Origin of the sequence: Streptomyces sp. NPDC052721 (assembly GCF_040678315.1) — a bacterium.
Classification (GTDB): Bacteria; Actinomycetota; Actinomycetes; order Streptomycetales; family Streptomycetaceae; genus Streptomyces.
In genome coordinates, this window is sequence record NZ_JBFATL010000044.1 from 55,989 (window position 1) to 71,128 (window position 15,140).

Annotated in this window: 13 protein-coding genes and 2 pseudogenes; 10 read left to right on the forward strand and 5 right to left on the reverse strand. The window is 71.0% G+C overall.

Annotation, left to right across the window (positions count from 1 at the left end):
• Positions 1 to 207 precede the first annotated feature (207 nt).
• From AB0L21_RS32210 to AB0L21_RS32235, 6 genes and pseudogenes are all read left to right on the forward strand, one after another.
• Positions 208 to 1,713 carry an alpha-N-arabinofuranosidase gene (locus AB0L21_RS32210; RefSeq protein WP_365787980.1) on the forward strand — a complete coding sequence of 502 codons (1,506 nt, stop codon included), beginning with the start codon at positions 208 to 210 and terminating at the stop codon, positions 1,711 to 1,713.
• 54 nt (positions 1,714 to 1,767) lie between these two features.
• Positions 1,768 to 3,123 carry an ABC transporter substrate-binding protein gene (locus AB0L21_RS32215; RefSeq protein ID WP_365787981.1) on the forward strand — a complete coding sequence of 452 codons (1,356 nt, stop codon included), beginning with the start codon at positions 1,768 to 1,770 and terminating at the stop codon, positions 3,121 to 3,123.
• Positions 3,124 to 3,244: 121 nt separating this feature from the next.
• Complete coding sequence (locus AB0L21_RS32220; protein WP_365705490.1) at positions 3,245 to 4,099, forward strand: sugar ABC transporter permease; 855 nt, start codon at positions 3,245 to 3,247, stop codon at positions 4,097 to 4,099.
• Positions 4,096 to 5,007, forward strand: a complete 912-nt coding sequence (locus AB0L21_RS32225; RefSeq protein ID WP_365787982.1) for a carbohydrate ABC transporter permease — start codon at positions 4,096 to 4,098, stop codon at positions 5,005 to 5,007. Before AB0L21_RS32220 ends, AB0L21_RS32225 begins: the two co-directional genes overlap by 4 nt.
• A 418-nt stretch (positions 5,008 to 5,425) precedes the next feature.
• A pseudogene (locus AB0L21_RS32230) lies at positions 5,426 to 5,515 on the forward strand (3-oxoacyl-ACP reductase); the annotation flags it as partial.
• Between the two features lie 93 nt (positions 5,516 to 5,608).
• Positions 5,609 to 6,064, forward strand: a complete 456-nt coding sequence (locus AB0L21_RS32235; RefSeq protein ID WP_365705486.1) for a MarR family transcriptional regulator — start codon at positions 5,609 to 5,611, stop codon at positions 6,062 to 6,064.
• A gap of 154 nt (positions 6,065 to 6,218) precedes the next feature.
• Here the strand turns inward: AB0L21_RS32235 and AB0L21_RS32240 are convergent, their stop codons facing one another.
• From AB0L21_RS32240 to AB0L21_RS32250, 3 genes and pseudogenes are all read right to left on the reverse strand, one after another.
• On the reverse strand, positions 6,219 to 6,413 hold the full coding sequence (locus AB0L21_RS32240; RefSeq protein ID WP_365705484.1) for a hypothetical protein: 195 nt from the start codon (positions 6,411 to 6,413) through the stop codon (positions 6,219 to 6,221).
• Between the two features lie 142 nt (positions 6,414 to 6,555).
• Positions 6,556 to 6,774, reverse strand: a pseudogene (locus AB0L21_RS32245) (hypothetical protein); the annotation flags it as partial.
• Between the two features lie 53 nt (positions 6,775 to 6,827).
• Positions 6,828 to 7,904 (reverse strand): alpha/beta hydrolase, encoded by a 1,077-nt coding sequence (locus tag AB0L21_RS32250; protein ID WP_365787983.1) that lies wholly within the window; start codon positions 7,902 to 7,904, stop codon positions 6,828 to 6,830.
• 618 nt (positions 7,905 to 8,522) lie between these two features.
• Between AB0L21_RS32250 and AB0L21_RS32255 the strand changes: the two genes are divergently transcribed.
• Complete coding sequence (locus AB0L21_RS32255; protein ID WP_365705480.1) at positions 8,523 to 8,948, forward strand: organic hydroperoxide resistance protein; 426 nt, start codon at positions 8,523 to 8,525, stop codon at positions 8,946 to 8,948.
• Between the two features lie 115 nt (positions 8,949 to 9,063).
• Positions 9,064 to 9,255, forward strand: a complete 192-nt coding sequence (locus AB0L21_RS32260) for a hypothetical protein (RefSeq protein ID WP_365705478.1) — start codon at positions 9,064 to 9,066, stop codon at positions 9,253 to 9,255.
• A gap of 193 nt (positions 9,256 to 9,448) precedes the next feature.
• On the opposite strand, the gene AB0L21_RS32265 is transcribed toward AB0L21_RS32260, so the two are convergent.
• Together AB0L21_RS32265 and abc-f are read right to left on the reverse strand one after the other, a co-directional pair.
• Positions 9,449 to 11,134 (reverse strand): ABC-F family ATP-binding cassette domain-containing protein, encoded by a 1,686-nt coding sequence (locus AB0L21_RS32265; RefSeq protein ID WP_365787984.1) that lies wholly within the window; start codon positions 11,132 to 11,134, stop codon positions 9,449 to 9,451.
• A gap of 77 nt (positions 11,135 to 11,211) precedes the next feature.
• Positions 11,212 to 12,846, reverse strand: a complete 1,635-nt coding sequence (abc-f, locus tag AB0L21_RS32270; RefSeq protein WP_365787985.1) for a ribosomal protection-like ABC-F family protein — start codon at positions 12,844 to 12,846, stop codon at positions 11,212 to 11,214.
• Between the two features lie 506 nt (positions 12,847 to 13,352).
• Here abc-f and AB0L21_RS32275 point away from each other — a divergent pair.
• Positions 13,353 to 14,075 carry a molybdopterin-dependent oxidoreductase gene (locus tag AB0L21_RS32275; RefSeq protein ID WP_365787986.1) on the forward strand — a complete coding sequence of 241 codons (723 nt, stop codon included), beginning with the start codon at positions 13,353 to 13,355 and terminating at the stop codon, positions 14,073 to 14,075.
• Positions 14,023 to 14,715, forward strand: a complete 693-nt coding sequence (locus AB0L21_RS32280; protein WP_365705470.1) for a cytochrome b/b6 domain-containing protein — start codon at positions 14,023 to 14,025, stop codon at positions 14,713 to 14,715. Before AB0L21_RS32275 ends, AB0L21_RS32280 begins: the two co-directional genes overlap by 53 nt.
• Positions 14,716 to 15,140 lie beyond the last annotated feature (425 nt).

The window sequence follows — 15,140 nt, forward strand, 5'->3', positions numbered from 1 at the left end:
TCCCCTACACGGCCGCGGCCACGATGCGAATCCGTGCGACCCGAGCACTTTACGACGCTGTTTCAACGATGTAATCGTATCTCCTCACAGACGGCGTGCTCGTGTCGTGTCCGTTGTCGTCGCCCCTCTCCGCTCGCGGCCGGAAGGCGGCGGCGGTACGGGCGCGCCCGCCTCCGCCGTCCGGCAGAACACCGAGGAGCCCCCCGTATGGCCACAGCCCGTCTCACCCTCGACCCCGCGTTCGCGACCGGCACCGTCGACCGCAGACTGTTCGGCTCCTTCGTGGAGCACATGGGCAGATGCGTCCACACCGGCGTCTTCGAGCCCGGGCATCCCGCCGCGGACGAGGACGGATTCCGCACCGATGTCCTCGATCTGGTGCGGGAACTCGGCGTCACCACCGTGCGCTACCCGGGCGGCAACTTCGTCTCCGACTACCGCTGGGAGGACGGGGTCGGTCCCGTGTCCGAGCGGCCCCGGCGACTCGATCTGGCCTGGCGCAGCGTGGAGAGCAACGCGTTCGGTCTCAACGAGTTCATGGCCTGGGCCGGCAAGGCCGGGGTGGAACCCATGATGGCCCTCAACCTGGGGACCCGCGGCGTTCGTGAGGCCCTCGACCTGCTCGAATACAGCAACTACCCCGCGGGTACGGCGCTGTCGGATCTTCGCCGCTCCCACGGCGTGGCCGAACCGCACGGCATCCGCATGTGGTGCCTGGGCAACGAACTGGACGGGCCCTGGCAGATGGGCCACAAGACGGCCCACGAGTACGGACGGCTGGCGGCGGAGACGGCCCGTGCCATGAAGCGGTTCGACCCCGGGCTGGAGCTGGTCGCCTGCGGCAGCTCCAACGCCCACATCGACACGTTCGCCTCCTGGGAGGCCACCGTGCTCGAACACACCTACGAGTTCGTGGACTACATCTCCCTGCACGCCTACTACCAGCCGGAGAACGGTGACCTCGACTCCTTCCTGGCCAGCGGCGAGGAGATGGACCGCATGATCTCCGCGATCACGGCCACCGCCGACCACGTCGGCGCACGCGTCCGCAGCGACAAGAAGATCAAACTGTCCTTCGACGAGTGGAACGTCTGGTACCAGAGCCGCTTCGGCGGTGAGTCCTCCCTGCCGTGGCGGGAGGCCCCCGAGCTGATCGAGGACGTCTACGACGTGACCGACGCGGTGGTCGTGGGCAGCCTCCTGATCACCCTGCTCCGGCACGCCGACCGCGTGGGGGCGGCCTGTCAGGCCCAACTCGCCAACGTCATCGCGCCGATCATGACACGGGCGCAGGGTCCCGCCTGGCGGCAGACCATCTTCCACCCCTTCGCCCGCACCGCGCGCCACGCCCGCGGGACCGTGCTGCGGGTGGAGCCGGAGTCGCCGCTCGTGGACACGGCGAAGTACGGTGCGGTTCCCGCTCTGTGGGCGACCGCCACGCATAACGAGGAGAGCGGCGAGGTGGTCCTCTTCGCGGTGAATCGCAGTCGCCGGGAGGACCTGGCCCTGTCCGTCGATCTCCGTGCCTTTCCCCGGCACCGGGTCGCCGAGCATGTGATCCTGCACGACCCGGATCCGACGGCGACGAACACCGAAGCCGCCCCCGACCGTGTCCGGCCGAGGACCGTGGCGGGCACCAAGACCGACGATCGCGGCCTCAGCACCGAACTGCCGCCCGTGAGCTGGACCATGATCCGCCTCACCGATGTCTGAGCGGCACGACATCGCCGTCCCGGCCGACGAAGAACCCATCCGAAGGAGCAGAGCATGCGCAGCACTACTTCACCCCTCCCGCCGGTCCCGCGCAGGGGGTTCCTCGGCGCTGCCGCCGGTGTGACGGCGGCCGGCCTCCTCACCGCGTGCGGCGGCGGCACCAAGGTGGGGGCCGGGCAGGGCGACGCCGCCGACGCGCCGGCCTTCAGTGGGGGCGAGTACAAGGGGCCCAAGGTCACGCTGGAGTACTGGAACGGCTTCACCGGCGGCGACGGTCCGCACATGCAGGCGATGCTGGCCTCGTTCAACAAGAAGTACGAGGGGCGCATCACCGTCAAGAACACCACCCGGCGCTGGGAGGACCTCTACCCCGCCCTGCCGACCGCCATCAGCGCCGGCAAGGGCCCGGACGTCGCCGTCATCCACAACGACCAGATCGCCACCTTCGCCGTACGCGGCACGCTCATGCCGCTGGACGACGTCGTGTCCGCCCTGAAGCTCACCGAATCCGACTTCATCCCCGCCGTGTGGCAGGCCGGCGTCTTCGCGGGCAAGCGCTACAGCGTCCCGCTCGACGTGCACTGCCTCGCCGACTACTGGAACGTGCGCCATCTGACCCGTGCGGGACTGCGCGAGGCGCCGGGTGACCGCGCGGGCTACGAGGACGCCCTGAAGGAGCTGAAGTCCGCGGGCGTCTCCCATCCCTTCTGGATGCCCAACAAGTGGCCCGCGCACCTGATGTTCATGAGCCTGCTGTGGCAGTTCGGCGGCGAGCTGTACGACGCGGAGGGCACGCAGGCCCTCTGGGGTTCGGACGCCGGTGAACAGGCCCTGGGCTGGATGGTGGAGCAGATCCGCGAGGGCTACAGCCCCGCCCAGGTCGCGCAGGACTCCCAGTACAACGCCTTCAAGAACGACAAGGTCAGCTTCACCTGGGACGGCATCTGGCAGATCAACGACCTCACGTCGACGGCCGGCAAGATCAAGTGGGACATCTCGGCCATACCCACGATCGGTTCGTCGCCCGCCGTGTGGACGGCCGGCCACAACTTCGTGCTGACGTCCCAGGCCGGGCGGGACAAGAACAAGGTCCAGGCCGCGAAGTTCTTCATCGACTACATGAGCGAGCGGTCCACTCAGTGGGCCCAGGCCGGCATGATCCCCGCCCGCAACAGCGTGCGCGCCCGCCCCGAGGTGGCCCGGCTGCCGCAGACGCGACTCGCCCGGGACGTCGACGTCTTCCGCTTCCTGCCCGCGCTGCCCGGACTCGGAGACGTGCAGAGCAAGGCGCTGGAACTGGCCGTCCAGAAGGCCGTCCTCGGCCAGCAGTCGCCGGCCGACGCCCTGGCCGACGGCGTGCGGACCGCCAACAAGATCCTGGCCGAGAACAAGCGGAAGTACGCGAAGTGAGGCACGCCCGGTGCGACGGCTGACAACACCGCCGTCCACCACGGGTGAACCGCGAGTCCCGGACCGCGCCGCGGTCCGGACCGGCTCACGGTCCCACCAGTGGTGGACCCCCTACGTCTTCATGGCACCGTACCTGGTGCTCTTCGTCACCTTCGTGCTCGTCCCCATCGGCTACGGCCTGTGGATCAGCCTGCACGAGTGGGACATCAATCTGCCGGCCAAGCCCTTCGTGGGACTGGACAACTACCGGGAGCTGTTCGATCCGCAGGGCGTGGACGGCCCCCGCTTCTGGCAGGCCATGCGCGCGACCGGCGTGTTCACCCTGCTGTCGACGCCGTTGCTGCTCGTCGTGCCCCTGTTCACCGCCCTCCTGATGAACGGGAAGTTCCGCGGACGCAACCTCTACCGGGCCGTCTACTTCGCGCCGTACGTCCTCGGCGTAGCGGTCGTCGGTCTGCTGTGGCGGTTCCTGCTCGACGGCAACATCGGCCTGGTCAACCACTATCTGGGTGTCATCGGCCTGCCGGACGACATCCAGTGGACCACCGACACCCCGGCCGCCTGGTGGGCCCTCGTCCTGGTCACCGTCTGGTGGACGCTCGGGTTCAACTCCGTCATCTACCTCGCCGGCCTACAGGACATCCCCGCCGAACTCTATGAATCCGCCAGGGTCGACGGGGCGGGCGCCTGGCAGCGCTTCCGGTACGTCACCCTTCCCGGCCTGCGGCCCGTGGCGCTGTTCGTGGTGAACTCCACGCTGCTGGCCTCGGCCAACATGTTCGGCCAGTCGTACATCATCACCGGGGGCGCGCCCGCGGACGAGACCAAGACCGCCATCTTCCTCATCGCGGAGACCGGCCTGCGACGCTTCGAGATGGGGTCGGCTTCCGCCATGAGCTTCCTTCTGGCCCTGGCTCTCATGGCGGCCAGCGCCGTGGTCTTCCGCGTCTTCCGTGAACGCCAGGAGGAGCGATGACCGGTACGAGGACACGACAGCGGCCACCCGCCACCGGCCCCTTCCCCGCCCAGCGGCGGCCCCCTGAGAGGGCGCCCCGCGCCGCCCGGCGACTGCGCCGGTCCCTGCTCCACCTGGTGCTGGCCGTCGTGGCCGCGCTGTACCTGAGCCCGCTCCTGTACATGCTGGTCACCTCCTTCAAGACGGGAGAGGCCGCGGGATCCACGGATCCGCGGTGGATCCCCTCCCCCGCCACGGTGCAGGCCTACCGGCACGTCCTCGGCGCCACCGACAGCCCGGTCGGGCGATGGCTCCTCAACAGCGTCCTCGCCGCCTCGGCGCACGCCGCCCTGGTGCTCGTCACCGCCACCCCCGCCGCCTACGCGCTGGCGCGGATGCGGTTCAAGGGCCGGCGGGTGTTCTTCACGTCGATCGTCGCGACGCTGTTCGTGCCGCCCATGGTGCTGCTCATCCCGAACTTCCTGATCGTCAACGAGCTGGCCTGGGTGGACAGCCTGCCCGCGGTGATCGTCCCGGGTGCGGCGAGCGCGTTCGGGGTGTTCTTCCTCCGCCAGTTCTTCCTCACCGTGCCGGCCGAACTGGAGGAGGCCGCCGAACTCGACGGCTGCAACCGGTGGCAGACATTCGTCAAGGTGGTCCTGCCCCTGTCCAAGCCGGCGCTCACCACGCTGGGCATGCTCGCCTTCCTCGCCAACTGGAACGACTTCCTGTGGCCGCTGTACGTGCTGCTCAGCCCCGACTCGCTCACCCTGCCCGCCGGACTCGCCAACTTCCAGAACGCCAACAACATCCACTACGACCTGCTGATGGCGGGAGCCGTGATCGCCAGCGTGCCCGTCCTGCTGCTGTACATCGTGGCCCAGCGCTGGGTGATCGAGGGCGTCTCCCGGTCCGGCCTCAAGGGATAGCGGGTCGCGGTCACACGGCGGGCAGGCGGCCGGCGTACGCAGCGCGTCGAGGAGGCAGGTGCCGGGCGGCGGACAGCATGGTTCGGCAGCGTGTCACCGGTTTGACGGGGTGACGGTGTGGGCTGCCACGACAGGCCGCCCACGCCGAACTCGTCGAGCGCGGTACCGAGACGGGCGAGACCTTCCACGACGCCGGCGGGGTGTTCCACCGCGGCACGGAGGCAGAACGGGTCAGCGGCCCGCGCCCGGAGCGCGCCAGCTACGGCTCGTTCGCCGCCTTCAGCGACCCGGACGGCAACGGCTGGGTCCTGCGGAGGTCACCACCCGGCTCCCGGCCGGTGACGACGAGGCCGCTCGCCGGACACGGCTGAGGCCATGCGAGCCCGGGCCCCGCGGTGGAGGCCGGAGCGCTCCGCACGTCGTCGACGCGGTTCTCTACCTGGACAACGCCCCCTTCGTCACCGGCGAGGTCCTGCACGTCGACGGCGGCCAGAACGCCGGTCACTGACTCGGGACGCCTACCGGACACGTATCTCTTCGAGGACGGGAGATGTCTTTCGGAGTACGGAGAGGGAATCTCCGGGCCACTTACACTGAGGCCATGGCAGACGCGACGACCATCAAGCCCCTGAACCCTGACGAGGAAGCGTTCCTACGGGCTCTGGGAAGAGTGATCACCTTCCTGCCCCGGGTCGTCGACGCGGACATGCTGGAAGAGCATCCGATTTCGGGTACCGAGTACATGGTCCTCGTGCACCTCTCCGAGGCGCCGCACAACCAGATGCGGATGAGCGAGCTCGCCGGCATGTGCGGGCTGTCACTGAGCGGCATGACGCGAGTGGTGAACCGGCTGGAGTCGCAGTCGCTGGTCATCCGCGAGAAGTCGCCGGACGACGGGAGGGCCTGGCTCGCCGTCCTCACCAGCGCCGGGTGGACGCAGCTGAAGCAGGCATGGCCCACCAACCTCGCGAGCGTGCGTCGCCATGTGTTCTCGCGTCTGGAGGGCTGCGACATCGCCGCGGCGGCGAAGGTGCTGGAGCGCATAACGCCCGCCTGATGGCACGTCGCCCGAATGGTCGGCTCTCCCCCCGGGCGGCGGCTGCCGCCTGCGTTCGGCGGAGACCGCCGACGGTGCGGCTCGCCTCGGACAGCAGTCGGACGAGCGCCGGGGTGACCACGGCGGGATCCCGGCCTGTGCGCATATGTGTGTCTTACAGACCCATGTCCAGCGCGAGGCACGAGAAGTGGTTCCAGGCGCCCTCGGGGTTGTAGGAGGCGATCGCCGCACCGTTCGGCTCGGCCTCCTTCTCCTCGACCATCTCATGGAAATGGACACGCTCGGGCAGCTTTCCGAAGCGGGCGTGACGTGCCGCTGCTGCCGCGTCCATCGCAGACTCAGTTCCCATGGTGACTTCCTTTCCTCGTCGCGGGCCGGCTCACCGGGCTCGATGAGGCAAGACTGCACCTCCGCGCGTAACCTGTCAATGCGGTGACGAAGACACCTTGCGTTCCCGGGGAGACCACGGCACAGGGAGGCCGCCGTCACCAGGCCGTCGCCGGCTCCAGAGTGCGCTCTCCGGTGCGCTCGGCCTCGTCCCACTCACCGACCGCGATCTGGTCGAGCATGATCAGATGCAGCATGGTGATGCCGGACACCATGGCGTCGGTACTGGCTGAGCGTGTCCACGTGACGGCCGCGACGGACAGCCGGCTGACATCCCACGGTTCGAGGGCGGCGAGGTCGGCGAAGGCGCGCTCCACCCGCTCTGGTGACGAGGGAACGCCCCGAGCGGTGCACGCAGGAGCGTGCACCGGCGGCGTCAGAGGTGGTCGGCGTCGACGACGGCCTGGGCGAAGGTGGTGGGTGCTTCCTGCGGCAGGTTGTGGCCGACGTTCGCGATGGTGCGGTGTTCGTAGGGACCGGTGAAGTGGCTGCGGTAGGCGGAGCCGTCGCCGGGCGGGGTGAAGGGGTCGAGAGCGGGGTCGAGGGTGATGGTCGGTACGTGGATGGGGGGCTGCGCGGCGAGCTGCTTCTCGTAGCGGTCGTAGCGGCGTTCGCCCTCGATGAGGCCGATGCGCCAGCGGTAGTTGTAGAGGACGATGGCGGCGTAGTCGGGGTTCTTGAAGGCCTGGGCGGTGCGCTGGAAGGTGGCGTCGTCGAAGTTCCAGTTGGGGGACACGAGGGTCCACACGTAGCGGCACAGGGCGATGCGCTGCTCCTCGTTCTCCATGGCCTGCTTGCCGCGATCGGTGGCGAAGTACCACTGGTACCACCAGTTGTGCTCGACAGCCGGGGCGGCGGGCGTCAGCTGTGTCTTGAGGTCGGTGATGACGTAGCCGGTGGTGGAGACCAGGGACGTGACGCGTTCCGGCCACAGCGCGGCGATGATGTCGGCGGTGCGCGAGCCCCAGTCGAAGCCGGCGAGCAGGGCTTTGTCGATCTTGAGAGCGTCCATCAGCGCGATGATGTCGAGGGCGATCGCGGACTGCTCGGCGTTGCGCGGAGTGTGCCGGGACAGGAAGCGCGTGCTCCCGTGGCCGCGCAGGTAGGGGACGACGACCCGGTAGCCCAGGTCGGCCAGGAGCGGGGCGACGTCGACATAACTGTGGATGTCGTAGGGCCAGCCGTGCAGGAGGATGACCACCGGGCCGTGCGCGGGTCCGGCCTCGGCGTAGCCGATGTCGAGGACGCCGGCCTTGACCTGCCTGACCGTGCGGAAGCTCGTGTGGGTGCCGGGGACGACGCCGGGCACGGTGGGAGCGGGCGCGCCGCCCCGCTGCCGGGAGGCGGTCGAGCCGGTGGCGGCGGACGCGTCGCCGTGCTGGCCGGACAGCGAGACCGCCGCCGCGCCGGTGCCCAGGCCGACGGCCTTGCTGAAGGTACGCCTCTTGATCATCTGAAACCCTCCGTCGTGTTCTCCGGTGACCGGTCCGCGCCCGGGAAACTCCCGCTGTTTCTCTGTGCCGGGCAGTGTTCCAAGGCCGTTCCTCCCCCCGGCCCGGGCCGGCGGTGCCCACTTTCGTCCGCGACGACACCGGACACATCCGTCACTTGACGGTACGACGCGCAGGGCGACACCGCTGTCCGGCACACCTCGCGTACGACCGGCCCCCGGACGCGGAGACCATGAGCGTCCTCCGGCAGGGCCAGTGCGTCGCGCGGCGCCGCGCGGGAGGGGGCGCGCGTTGTTCGCCCCCACGTCAGGACGGCCGAGGACGTCCACCGCCTCCGGCACCGCGTTCCGAGCCGGCCGCCGTCACCGCCGTCGCCATACGGCGGTTGGCTTGCGCGTGCGTCCCGGCACCGCACACGCGGACGGCACTCCAGGGGCTCCTGGCGCCGGCGGGGCATCGGGGCCGTACGTCTGCGGCTTCCACGAAGAGAAGGCAGTCACCACCTTGACGGGTGACGCACAGGACTGCCATGCTTGCGTCACCTCCTCAACCGGTGACGCACTGGTGTTCCTGGTGAAGAGGTGCACGAAGACCAATCGACCCAGACCGGGAGCCCAGCCATGGCAGTCAGCTACACCGCCGTTGTCGACATCGACGGAGAGGGCCGCAACGGCGGCCACGTTCGCTCCTCCGACGGCCTGCTGGAAACCAGCCTCGCTCTTCCCAAGGAGCTGGGCGGCGCCGGCACCGCGACCAACCCCGAGCAGCTCTTCGCCGCCGGCTGGGCCGCCTGCTTCCTCGGTGCCCTCCGCCGCGCGGCCACCCTGCGAAAGATCCGGCTGACCAGCACCACGATCACCGCCGAGATCACCCTCACCCACGGCGACGACGGGGAATTCACCCTCTCCGCGGTCCTCGCCCCGGTCCTCGGCGGCGTGGACCAGGCCACCGCCGAGGAACTCGCGCACGCCGCCCACCAGATCTGCCCGTACTCCAAGGCGACGCGCGGCAACATCCCCGTCACCATCAACGCTGCCGCCGCCTGACGCGTCCCTGCCTCGGCCGCGGGTCCCGTGCCTCCTCCACGCCCCCTCCCGCACGGGACCCGCCCCTCACCACATCCACACCACCGACCGGAGACGAGGGCAGGACATGGCCTCGATGACGCGCACACATGTCGGGAACGCCGAGCACCGTCATTCCGCCCCCGGCCGTGCCGCTGTCTCCGAGCGTCCACCGCGCGGCGCGGCACACTCCGGGGAGCGTGCGCGGGACGCCGACACGCAGATGTGGAACTGGGCGCAGAGCGTGGTGCTGTCGGGGTACGGCCCGTCGGGATCCAGCTTCCTCTGACGGCGGATCCGGCGCGCGGAGACCGAGGCGCCGGAAGAGCCGGCCCGGGACGGGAACGCGCCCCGGGTCAGCGCGCGATGGCGGCGGGCGCGGCTTCTCGCGGGCCCGGTGGGCGGCAGCCTTGACCTTGCTGCCGCGGGACTCCATACCGCACCGCTGTCGCCGCCCGCCCCCGGAACGAACGCAAGCATCGTCACCGCTCGAACCGGTGCCCCACACAGGCGGTGTGCCCGGTCGTCTCCTCCTCCCGCCGCGTGCGCCCCTGCTCCAGCCGGAGTTCACGGCCCCGCCACCGTCCGCGCAGCCAGCGGTCGTGGCTCGCGACGACGATCGCGCCGGGGCCGGGGCCGAGCGCGGCCTCCAGCTCGTCGCACAGGGTGGGGGACAGGTGGTTGGTGGGCTCGTCGAGCAGCAGCAGCTGGGGCGGGCGGGCCACCAGCAGGGCCAGCGCGAGCCGCCGGCGCTGCCCCACGGACAGCTGCCCGACGGGTTTGTCCAGGTCGGCCTCGTGCAGCAGACCGAGCGAGGTCAGCGGCACCTTCTCGGCCCGTTCGGCACCCAGTGCCTGCTGGTAGGTCGCGCGGACGGTGCGGTCGGGCGGGTCGAACGCGGTGTCCTGGGTGAGCAGCCCGACGGTGAGACGGCGCCGCCTGCGCACCTCGCCTTCGGCGGCGAGCCGTCCGGCGAGCACGGCGAGCAGTGTCGACTTGCCGGCCCCGTTGCCGCCGGTGACCAGCAGCCGGTCCGTCGCCGTCACCTCCAGAGCACCGAGCGCCAGCCGGCCCGGCACCCGGATGTCGCGCAGGGACACCAGGGGCTCGGGGCCCTCCTGGGCACGCGCGGCCGGCTCACCGGCCGCGAACCCGAGCGGCCGGGGCGGCTCGGCGACCCGGGTGCGCTCCAGTTCGTCCAGCCGCCGGGTGGCGTCGCGCACCCGGCGGGCGATCTGGTTCTGCACCCGGCCCGCCCGGTGGCCGTAGCCCATCTTCTCGTTGTCGCGCCGTTCCCGGTCGGGCGCGAGGCGGTGCGCGGTCACGCCCGCCGAGTGCCGCAGTTCCTCCAGCTCCTGCTGCTCCTCGGCGTACCGCCGCTCCCAGCGTTCCCGCTGGGCGCGCTTCTCGTCCAGATAGGCGCTGTAGGTGCCGCCGTAGCGGACCGGACCGTCCACCGCGGGGTCGAGGTCGATCAGATCGGTGCAGACGGCGTCCAGGAACGCCCGGTCGTGGCTGGCGACGACCACGGTCCCGGGCAGGCTGCGGAGCTGCTCCTCCAGGAACGCGGCGGCGGCGGCGTCGAGGTGGTTGGTGGGCTCGTCCAGCAGCAGCGCCGACGGCCTGCGCACGAGCAGCGCGGCCACGGCCAGCCGGCCGCGCTGCCCGCCGGACAGCGAGCCGAGCGTGCGGTCGTGCGCGAGGGCACCGAGGCCGAGACCGTCCAGCACCAGTGCCGCGCGGCGGTCGGCGTCCCAGGCCTGGCGGTCCTGGGCCTGCTCCAGCCGTCTGCCGTAGGTGTCGAGGAGTTCCGCATGGCCAGGGTCCCCCTCCGGGACGCGGGCCAGCTCCTCGCCGAGCCGTTCGAGTTCCGCGAGGTCCTCGCGGAACTCGCGCAGCGCCTCGTCGAGCACCGCGGCGATGGTCGAGCCGGCCTCGAAGGGCATCTCCTGGTGCAGGAAGCCGAGGTCGTCGGGGCGCGTGACGCTCCCCGTGTCGGGTTCGTCCACGCCGGCCAGCACCCTCAGCAGGGTGGACTTGCCGACGCCGTTCTCGCCGATCAGGCCGATGCGGTGGCCTGGGGAGGCGGTCAGGCAGACGCCGTCGAGGACGTGCCGGCCTCCCAGGACGCGGACGAGGTCGCGGGCGAGCAGAGCGGGTTGAGGCACAGGTATCCGTCCCACGTGATCGGTGGTCGGCCCGCCGGGCGCACGGCCTCGGGCGCGGGCCCCTTCACGCCGGCGGTTCACACCGCGGGCGCTCCGGTCTCCAGCAGTTTTCCGTCGGCCAGCCGCAGCCAGCGGTTCACCCCGATCGCGGCGAGGAACCGCTCGTCGTGGCTGACCACGATGAAGGCGCCCTGGTAGGAGTTGAGCGCGCTCTCCAACTGGCCCGCGCTGACCAGGTCGAGGTTGTTGGTCGGCTCGTCGAGCAGCAGCAGATGCGGGGCCGGTTCGGCGCACAGCACACAGGCCAGCGTGGCACGCAGCCGTTCGCCGCCGGAGAGGACGCCGACCGGCAGGTGGGCCCGGGCGCCCCGGAAGAGGAAGCGGGCGAGCAGGTTCATCCGCTCCGCCTCGGGCCGCTCCGGGGCGAACGCGGCGAAGTTCTGCGCCACGGTGCGGTCCAGATCCAGCAGGTCCAGGCGTTGCGAAAGGTAGGCGATGCGGCCGTCGTTCCGCTTGATCTCTCCGCTGTCCGGGGCGAGGTCGCCGGTGACCAGCCGCAGCAGGGTGGTCTTCCCGGCGCCGTTGGGCCCGGTCAGGGCGATGCGCTCGGGGCCGCGGACGGCCAGGTCGACCCCGCCGTCGGCGAACACGGGCCGGCCGCCGTGGCGGACCTGCATGCCCTCGCCGGTGACCACGTTGCGCCCGGCGGGCACCTGGGTGTCGGGCAGCTCCAGGGTGAGGCGCTGCTCCTCGCGCAGCGCGCGTCCCGCCTCGTCGAGACGGGACCTGGCCTCGCTGACCCGGGCCGCGTGCATCTGTCCGGCCCGGCCCGCGGACTCCTGCGCGCCGCGCTTCATGGTGCCGGCGAAGATACGGGGCAGACCGGCGTTCTTCAGGTTGCGCGCGGCGTTGCTCGCGCGGCGCTCGGCGCGTTCGCGGGCCTGCTGCATCTCCCGCTTCTCCCGCTTCAGTTCCTGCTCGGCGTTGCGGACGTTCTTCTCGGCGACCTCCTGCTCGGCGCGCACGGCCTCCTCGTACTCGGTGAAGTCGCCGCCGTAGAAGCGCAGTTCGTCGCTGCCGAGTTCGGCGATGCGTTCCATGCGGTCGAGCAGCGCGCGGTCGTGGCTGACCAGCAGCAGGCAGCCGGTGAAGTCGCAGAGCACGTCGTAGAGCTTGTGCCGCGCCTGGAGGTCGAGGTTGTTGGTGGGTTCGTCGAGCAGCAGCACGTCCGGGCGCTTCAGCAACTGGGCGGCGAGGCCCAGGGAGACGACCTGACCGCCGCTGAGCGTGCTCAGCCTGCGGTCCAGGGTGAGGTCGGCGAGACCCAGTCGGTCGAGCTGGGCGCGGGTGCGCTCCTCGATGTCCCAGTCGTCGCCGATGGTGGTGAAGTGCTCCTCGCTGACGTCCCCGGACTCGACGGCGTCCAGGGCGCGGATCACGCCGGCGATGCCGAGCACCTCGGCGACGGTGAGGTCGCCGGTCAGGGGCAGGCTCTGCGGCAGGTAGCCCAGCGTCCCGCTGACCGACACCGAGCCGGTGGCGGGCTTCAGTTCACCGGCGATCAGCTTGAGCAGGGTGCTCTTGCCGGAGCCGTTGGGGGCGACCAGGCCCGTGCGGCCGGCGGTCAGGGTGAAGGACAGGTCGTGGAAGACGGGAGTGTCGTCGGGCCAGACGAAGGACAGGCTGGAGCAGACGACGGCGACGCCGGACATGGAGGTGACCTCGGACGGATCGCGGGCAGGGAAGAGACCTCTGCCCTGGGCAGACGTGCGGAAAAGGGGTACGACGAGACGGGCCACCCCGGCGGCGCTCCTCGGCGCGTCCGGTGGCCGTCAGATCCGGATCTCACCCGGAGATGTCGTCGTCACCCACCACGTCTGCGACTCCTCGATACACGGTCTACGTCGCTGACAGCGTAACAGCTTTGGCGTCCTGCCCGGCCGGGAGCGCCTGCCCCTGCCCGCCGGCGGCGCGGTTGTCCGCCCGGTCACGTGTGTGCGCCGTGCCGGAGCGGGCCGGGTGGCGTGCCACGGCACCGGTCGCCGACACCTTGCCGTTGACAGTCCGGTGGGCACATGCCAGGATCGTCACCTATCTAACAGGTGACGAATGATGCGATGGCTCGTCCGTGTTCACACATGCGGGCTCGCCCGGCCGGTGCCGCCCCGTGCGGCGCACGACGCCGGGGCCGTCGCCACCCCGAAGGAGCACACGGACGATGGCGGGACAGCCGAAACGGAGTGCCGAGGGCGCACCGGTGGCACGACGGGCGATGCTGGGCATGCTCGGCGCGGGCGCGGCCGGGCTCGCCGCCGCGCCCGCCCTGCAGCGCGGCTGGGAGCGGTTCCTCAGCGCCGCCTCCCAGGTGGACGCCACGGGTCTGACCGGACTGCTGCCGAACCCGGGCGGCTTCCGGTACTACAGCGTCGTCGGCTCGGTGCCGCGCAAGGACGAGACGAACTACGCGCTGCGGGTCGGCGGACTGGTGGAGAAGCCGAAGACGTACACGCTCGATGACCTGCGAGCGATGCCGCAGACCCGGATCGTGCACGACGTGCTGTGCACGGACGGATGGCGGGTGGAGAAGACGCCCTTCGAAGGGGTGAAGCTGGCGGACATCCTCGACGCCGCCGGCGTGCGTTCCCCAGGCGCGGCGGTCCGCTTCACCTGCTTCGACGGCGCCTACTCCGAGAGTCTCGGTCTGGAACAGGCGCGCCGTCCGGATGTCCTGGTGGCGCTGAACATGCAGGACAAGCCCCTCACCCACGAGCACGGCGGACCGGTCCGCCTCTACGTGGCCCCCATGTACTTCTACAAGTCGGCCAAGTGGCTGTCCGGCATCTCGGTCACCGACAAGGTCGTTCCCGGCTACTGGGAGGAACGCGGATATGCGATCGACGGCTGGCTCGACGACGCCGACCGACACGGCGACGGGGCCTGACCCCGCCGGCCGCATCCGGCGTTTCGGCGCCGCCCAGCGCATGGTCCACCGGGCCACCGGCTGGCTGATGCTGCTGTGCCTGGTGTCGGCCGCCTGTCTGTACCTCGGGCCGCTCGCGCAACTCGTCGGGCGGCGGCACCTGATGGTCACCGTGCACGAGTGGTCGGGCATCTCGCTGCCGCTGCCCTTCCTGCTGGGGCTCCTCTCCGCCGGCTTCCGCGCGGACCTGCGTCGGCTGAACCGCTTCGCGGTGTACGACCGGCAGTGGCTGCGGGCTGTGCGCCGGCGCCGCACGTCACCCGAGGCGCGCCCGGCCGGCAAGTTCAACGCGGGCCAGAAGCTCTACGCGGGCTGGATCGCCGGTGCCGTGCTCGTGATGATGTTCACCGGTCTGCTGATGTGGTTCATGGGGCTGGCCCCCTTCGTCTCCCGCACCAGCGCGATCTTCGTGCACGACCTGCTGGCCTGGGCGATCACGTTCGTCCTGCTCGGACACATGCGCAGGGCCTTCGCGGATCCCGAAGCGCGGTCGGGCATGCGCACCGGATACGTCAGCCGGTCCTGGGCGGAGCGCAACCACTCCCGGTGGCTGCGGGAGGAGCACGCGGGTGACGCCTCCGAGCACGTGGAGAAGGTGTGATGCCTCTCTCGACGAGCGGCACACGTGACCGGAAGGGCTCATGCACCGGCCGCGGCGCCCCGACGCCGGATTCGCCCTGCCGGACGCCGGCGGGGTGGTCCGTCAGGGGCCTCGCCGACCCGGCTGAGGGCCGTACCGCACCGCGTCGTCGGCCAGGCCGTCCACCACCTCCGCGCGGCGGCGGCCACCGGGTCCCTCCGGCCCCGGCGGCGAACCACGCGCCGCGGTGACCGGCGGCAGCCGGCACCGCTTCTCGGCGTGAGCGCGCCGTACGGCCCTCAACGGCCGGCCGTCGTGCCGAACCGGACCGTCTGTGCCGGCGTCGGCCGTTCTAGGTCCTGTCGTCAAACTCCCGTCGTCCGCCCGGAGGGCGGGCCGCGCGGCGTCAGGTGCGTGCTCTCGGCGTGCCGGGCCCCGGCCCTCGT

What these genes read in the sequence shown, in the direction of transcription:
- AB0L21_RS32210 (WP_365787980.1), top strand. Translation starts at nt 208, where the DNA reads ATGGCCACAGCCCGTCTCACCCTCGACCCCGCGTTCGCGACCGGCACC.
- AB0L21_RS32215 (WP_365787981.1), top strand. Translation starts at nt 1,768, where the DNA reads ATGCGCAGCACTACTTCACCCCTCCCGCCGGTCCCGCGCAGGGGGTTC.
- AB0L21_RS32220 (WP_365705490.1), top strand. Translation starts at nt 3,245, where the DNA reads ATGGCACCGTACCTGGTGCTCTTCGTCACCTTCGTGCTCGTCCCCATC.
- AB0L21_RS32225 (WP_365787982.1), top strand. Translation starts at nt 4,096, where the DNA reads ATGACCGGTACGAGGACACGACAGCGGCCACCCGCCACCGGCCCCTTC.
- AB0L21_RS32235 (WP_365705486.1), top strand. Translation starts at nt 5,609, where the DNA reads ATGGCAGACGCGACGACCATCAAGCCCCTGAACCCTGACGAGGAAGCG.
- AB0L21_RS32240 (WP_365705484.1), bottom strand. Translation starts at nt 6,413, where the DNA reads ATGGGAACTGAGTCTGCGATGGACGCGGCAGCAGCGGCACGTCACGCC.
- AB0L21_RS32250 (WP_365787983.1), bottom strand. Translation starts at nt 7,904, where the DNA reads ATGATCAAGAGGCGTACCTTCAGCAAGGCCGTCGGCCTGGGCACCGGC.
- AB0L21_RS32255 (WP_365705480.1), top strand. Translation starts at nt 8,523, where the DNA reads ATGGCAGTCAGCTACACCGCCGTTGTCGACATCGACGGAGAGGGCCGC.
- AB0L21_RS32260 (WP_365705478.1), top strand. Translation starts at nt 9,064, where the DNA reads ATGACGCGCACACATGTCGGGAACGCCGAGCACCGTCATTCCGCCCCC.
- abc-f (WP_365787985.1), bottom strand. Translation starts at nt 12,846, where the DNA reads ATGTCCGGCGTCGCCGTCGTCTGCTCCAGCCTGTCCTTCGTCTGGCCC.
- AB0L21_RS32275 (WP_365787986.1), top strand. Translation starts at nt 13,353, where the DNA reads ATGGCGGGACAGCCGAAACGGAGTGCCGAGGGCGCACCGGTGGCACGA.
- AB0L21_RS32280 (WP_365705470.1), top strand. Translation starts at nt 14,023, where the DNA reads ATGCGATCGACGGCTGGCTCGACGACGCCGACCGACACGGCGACGGGG.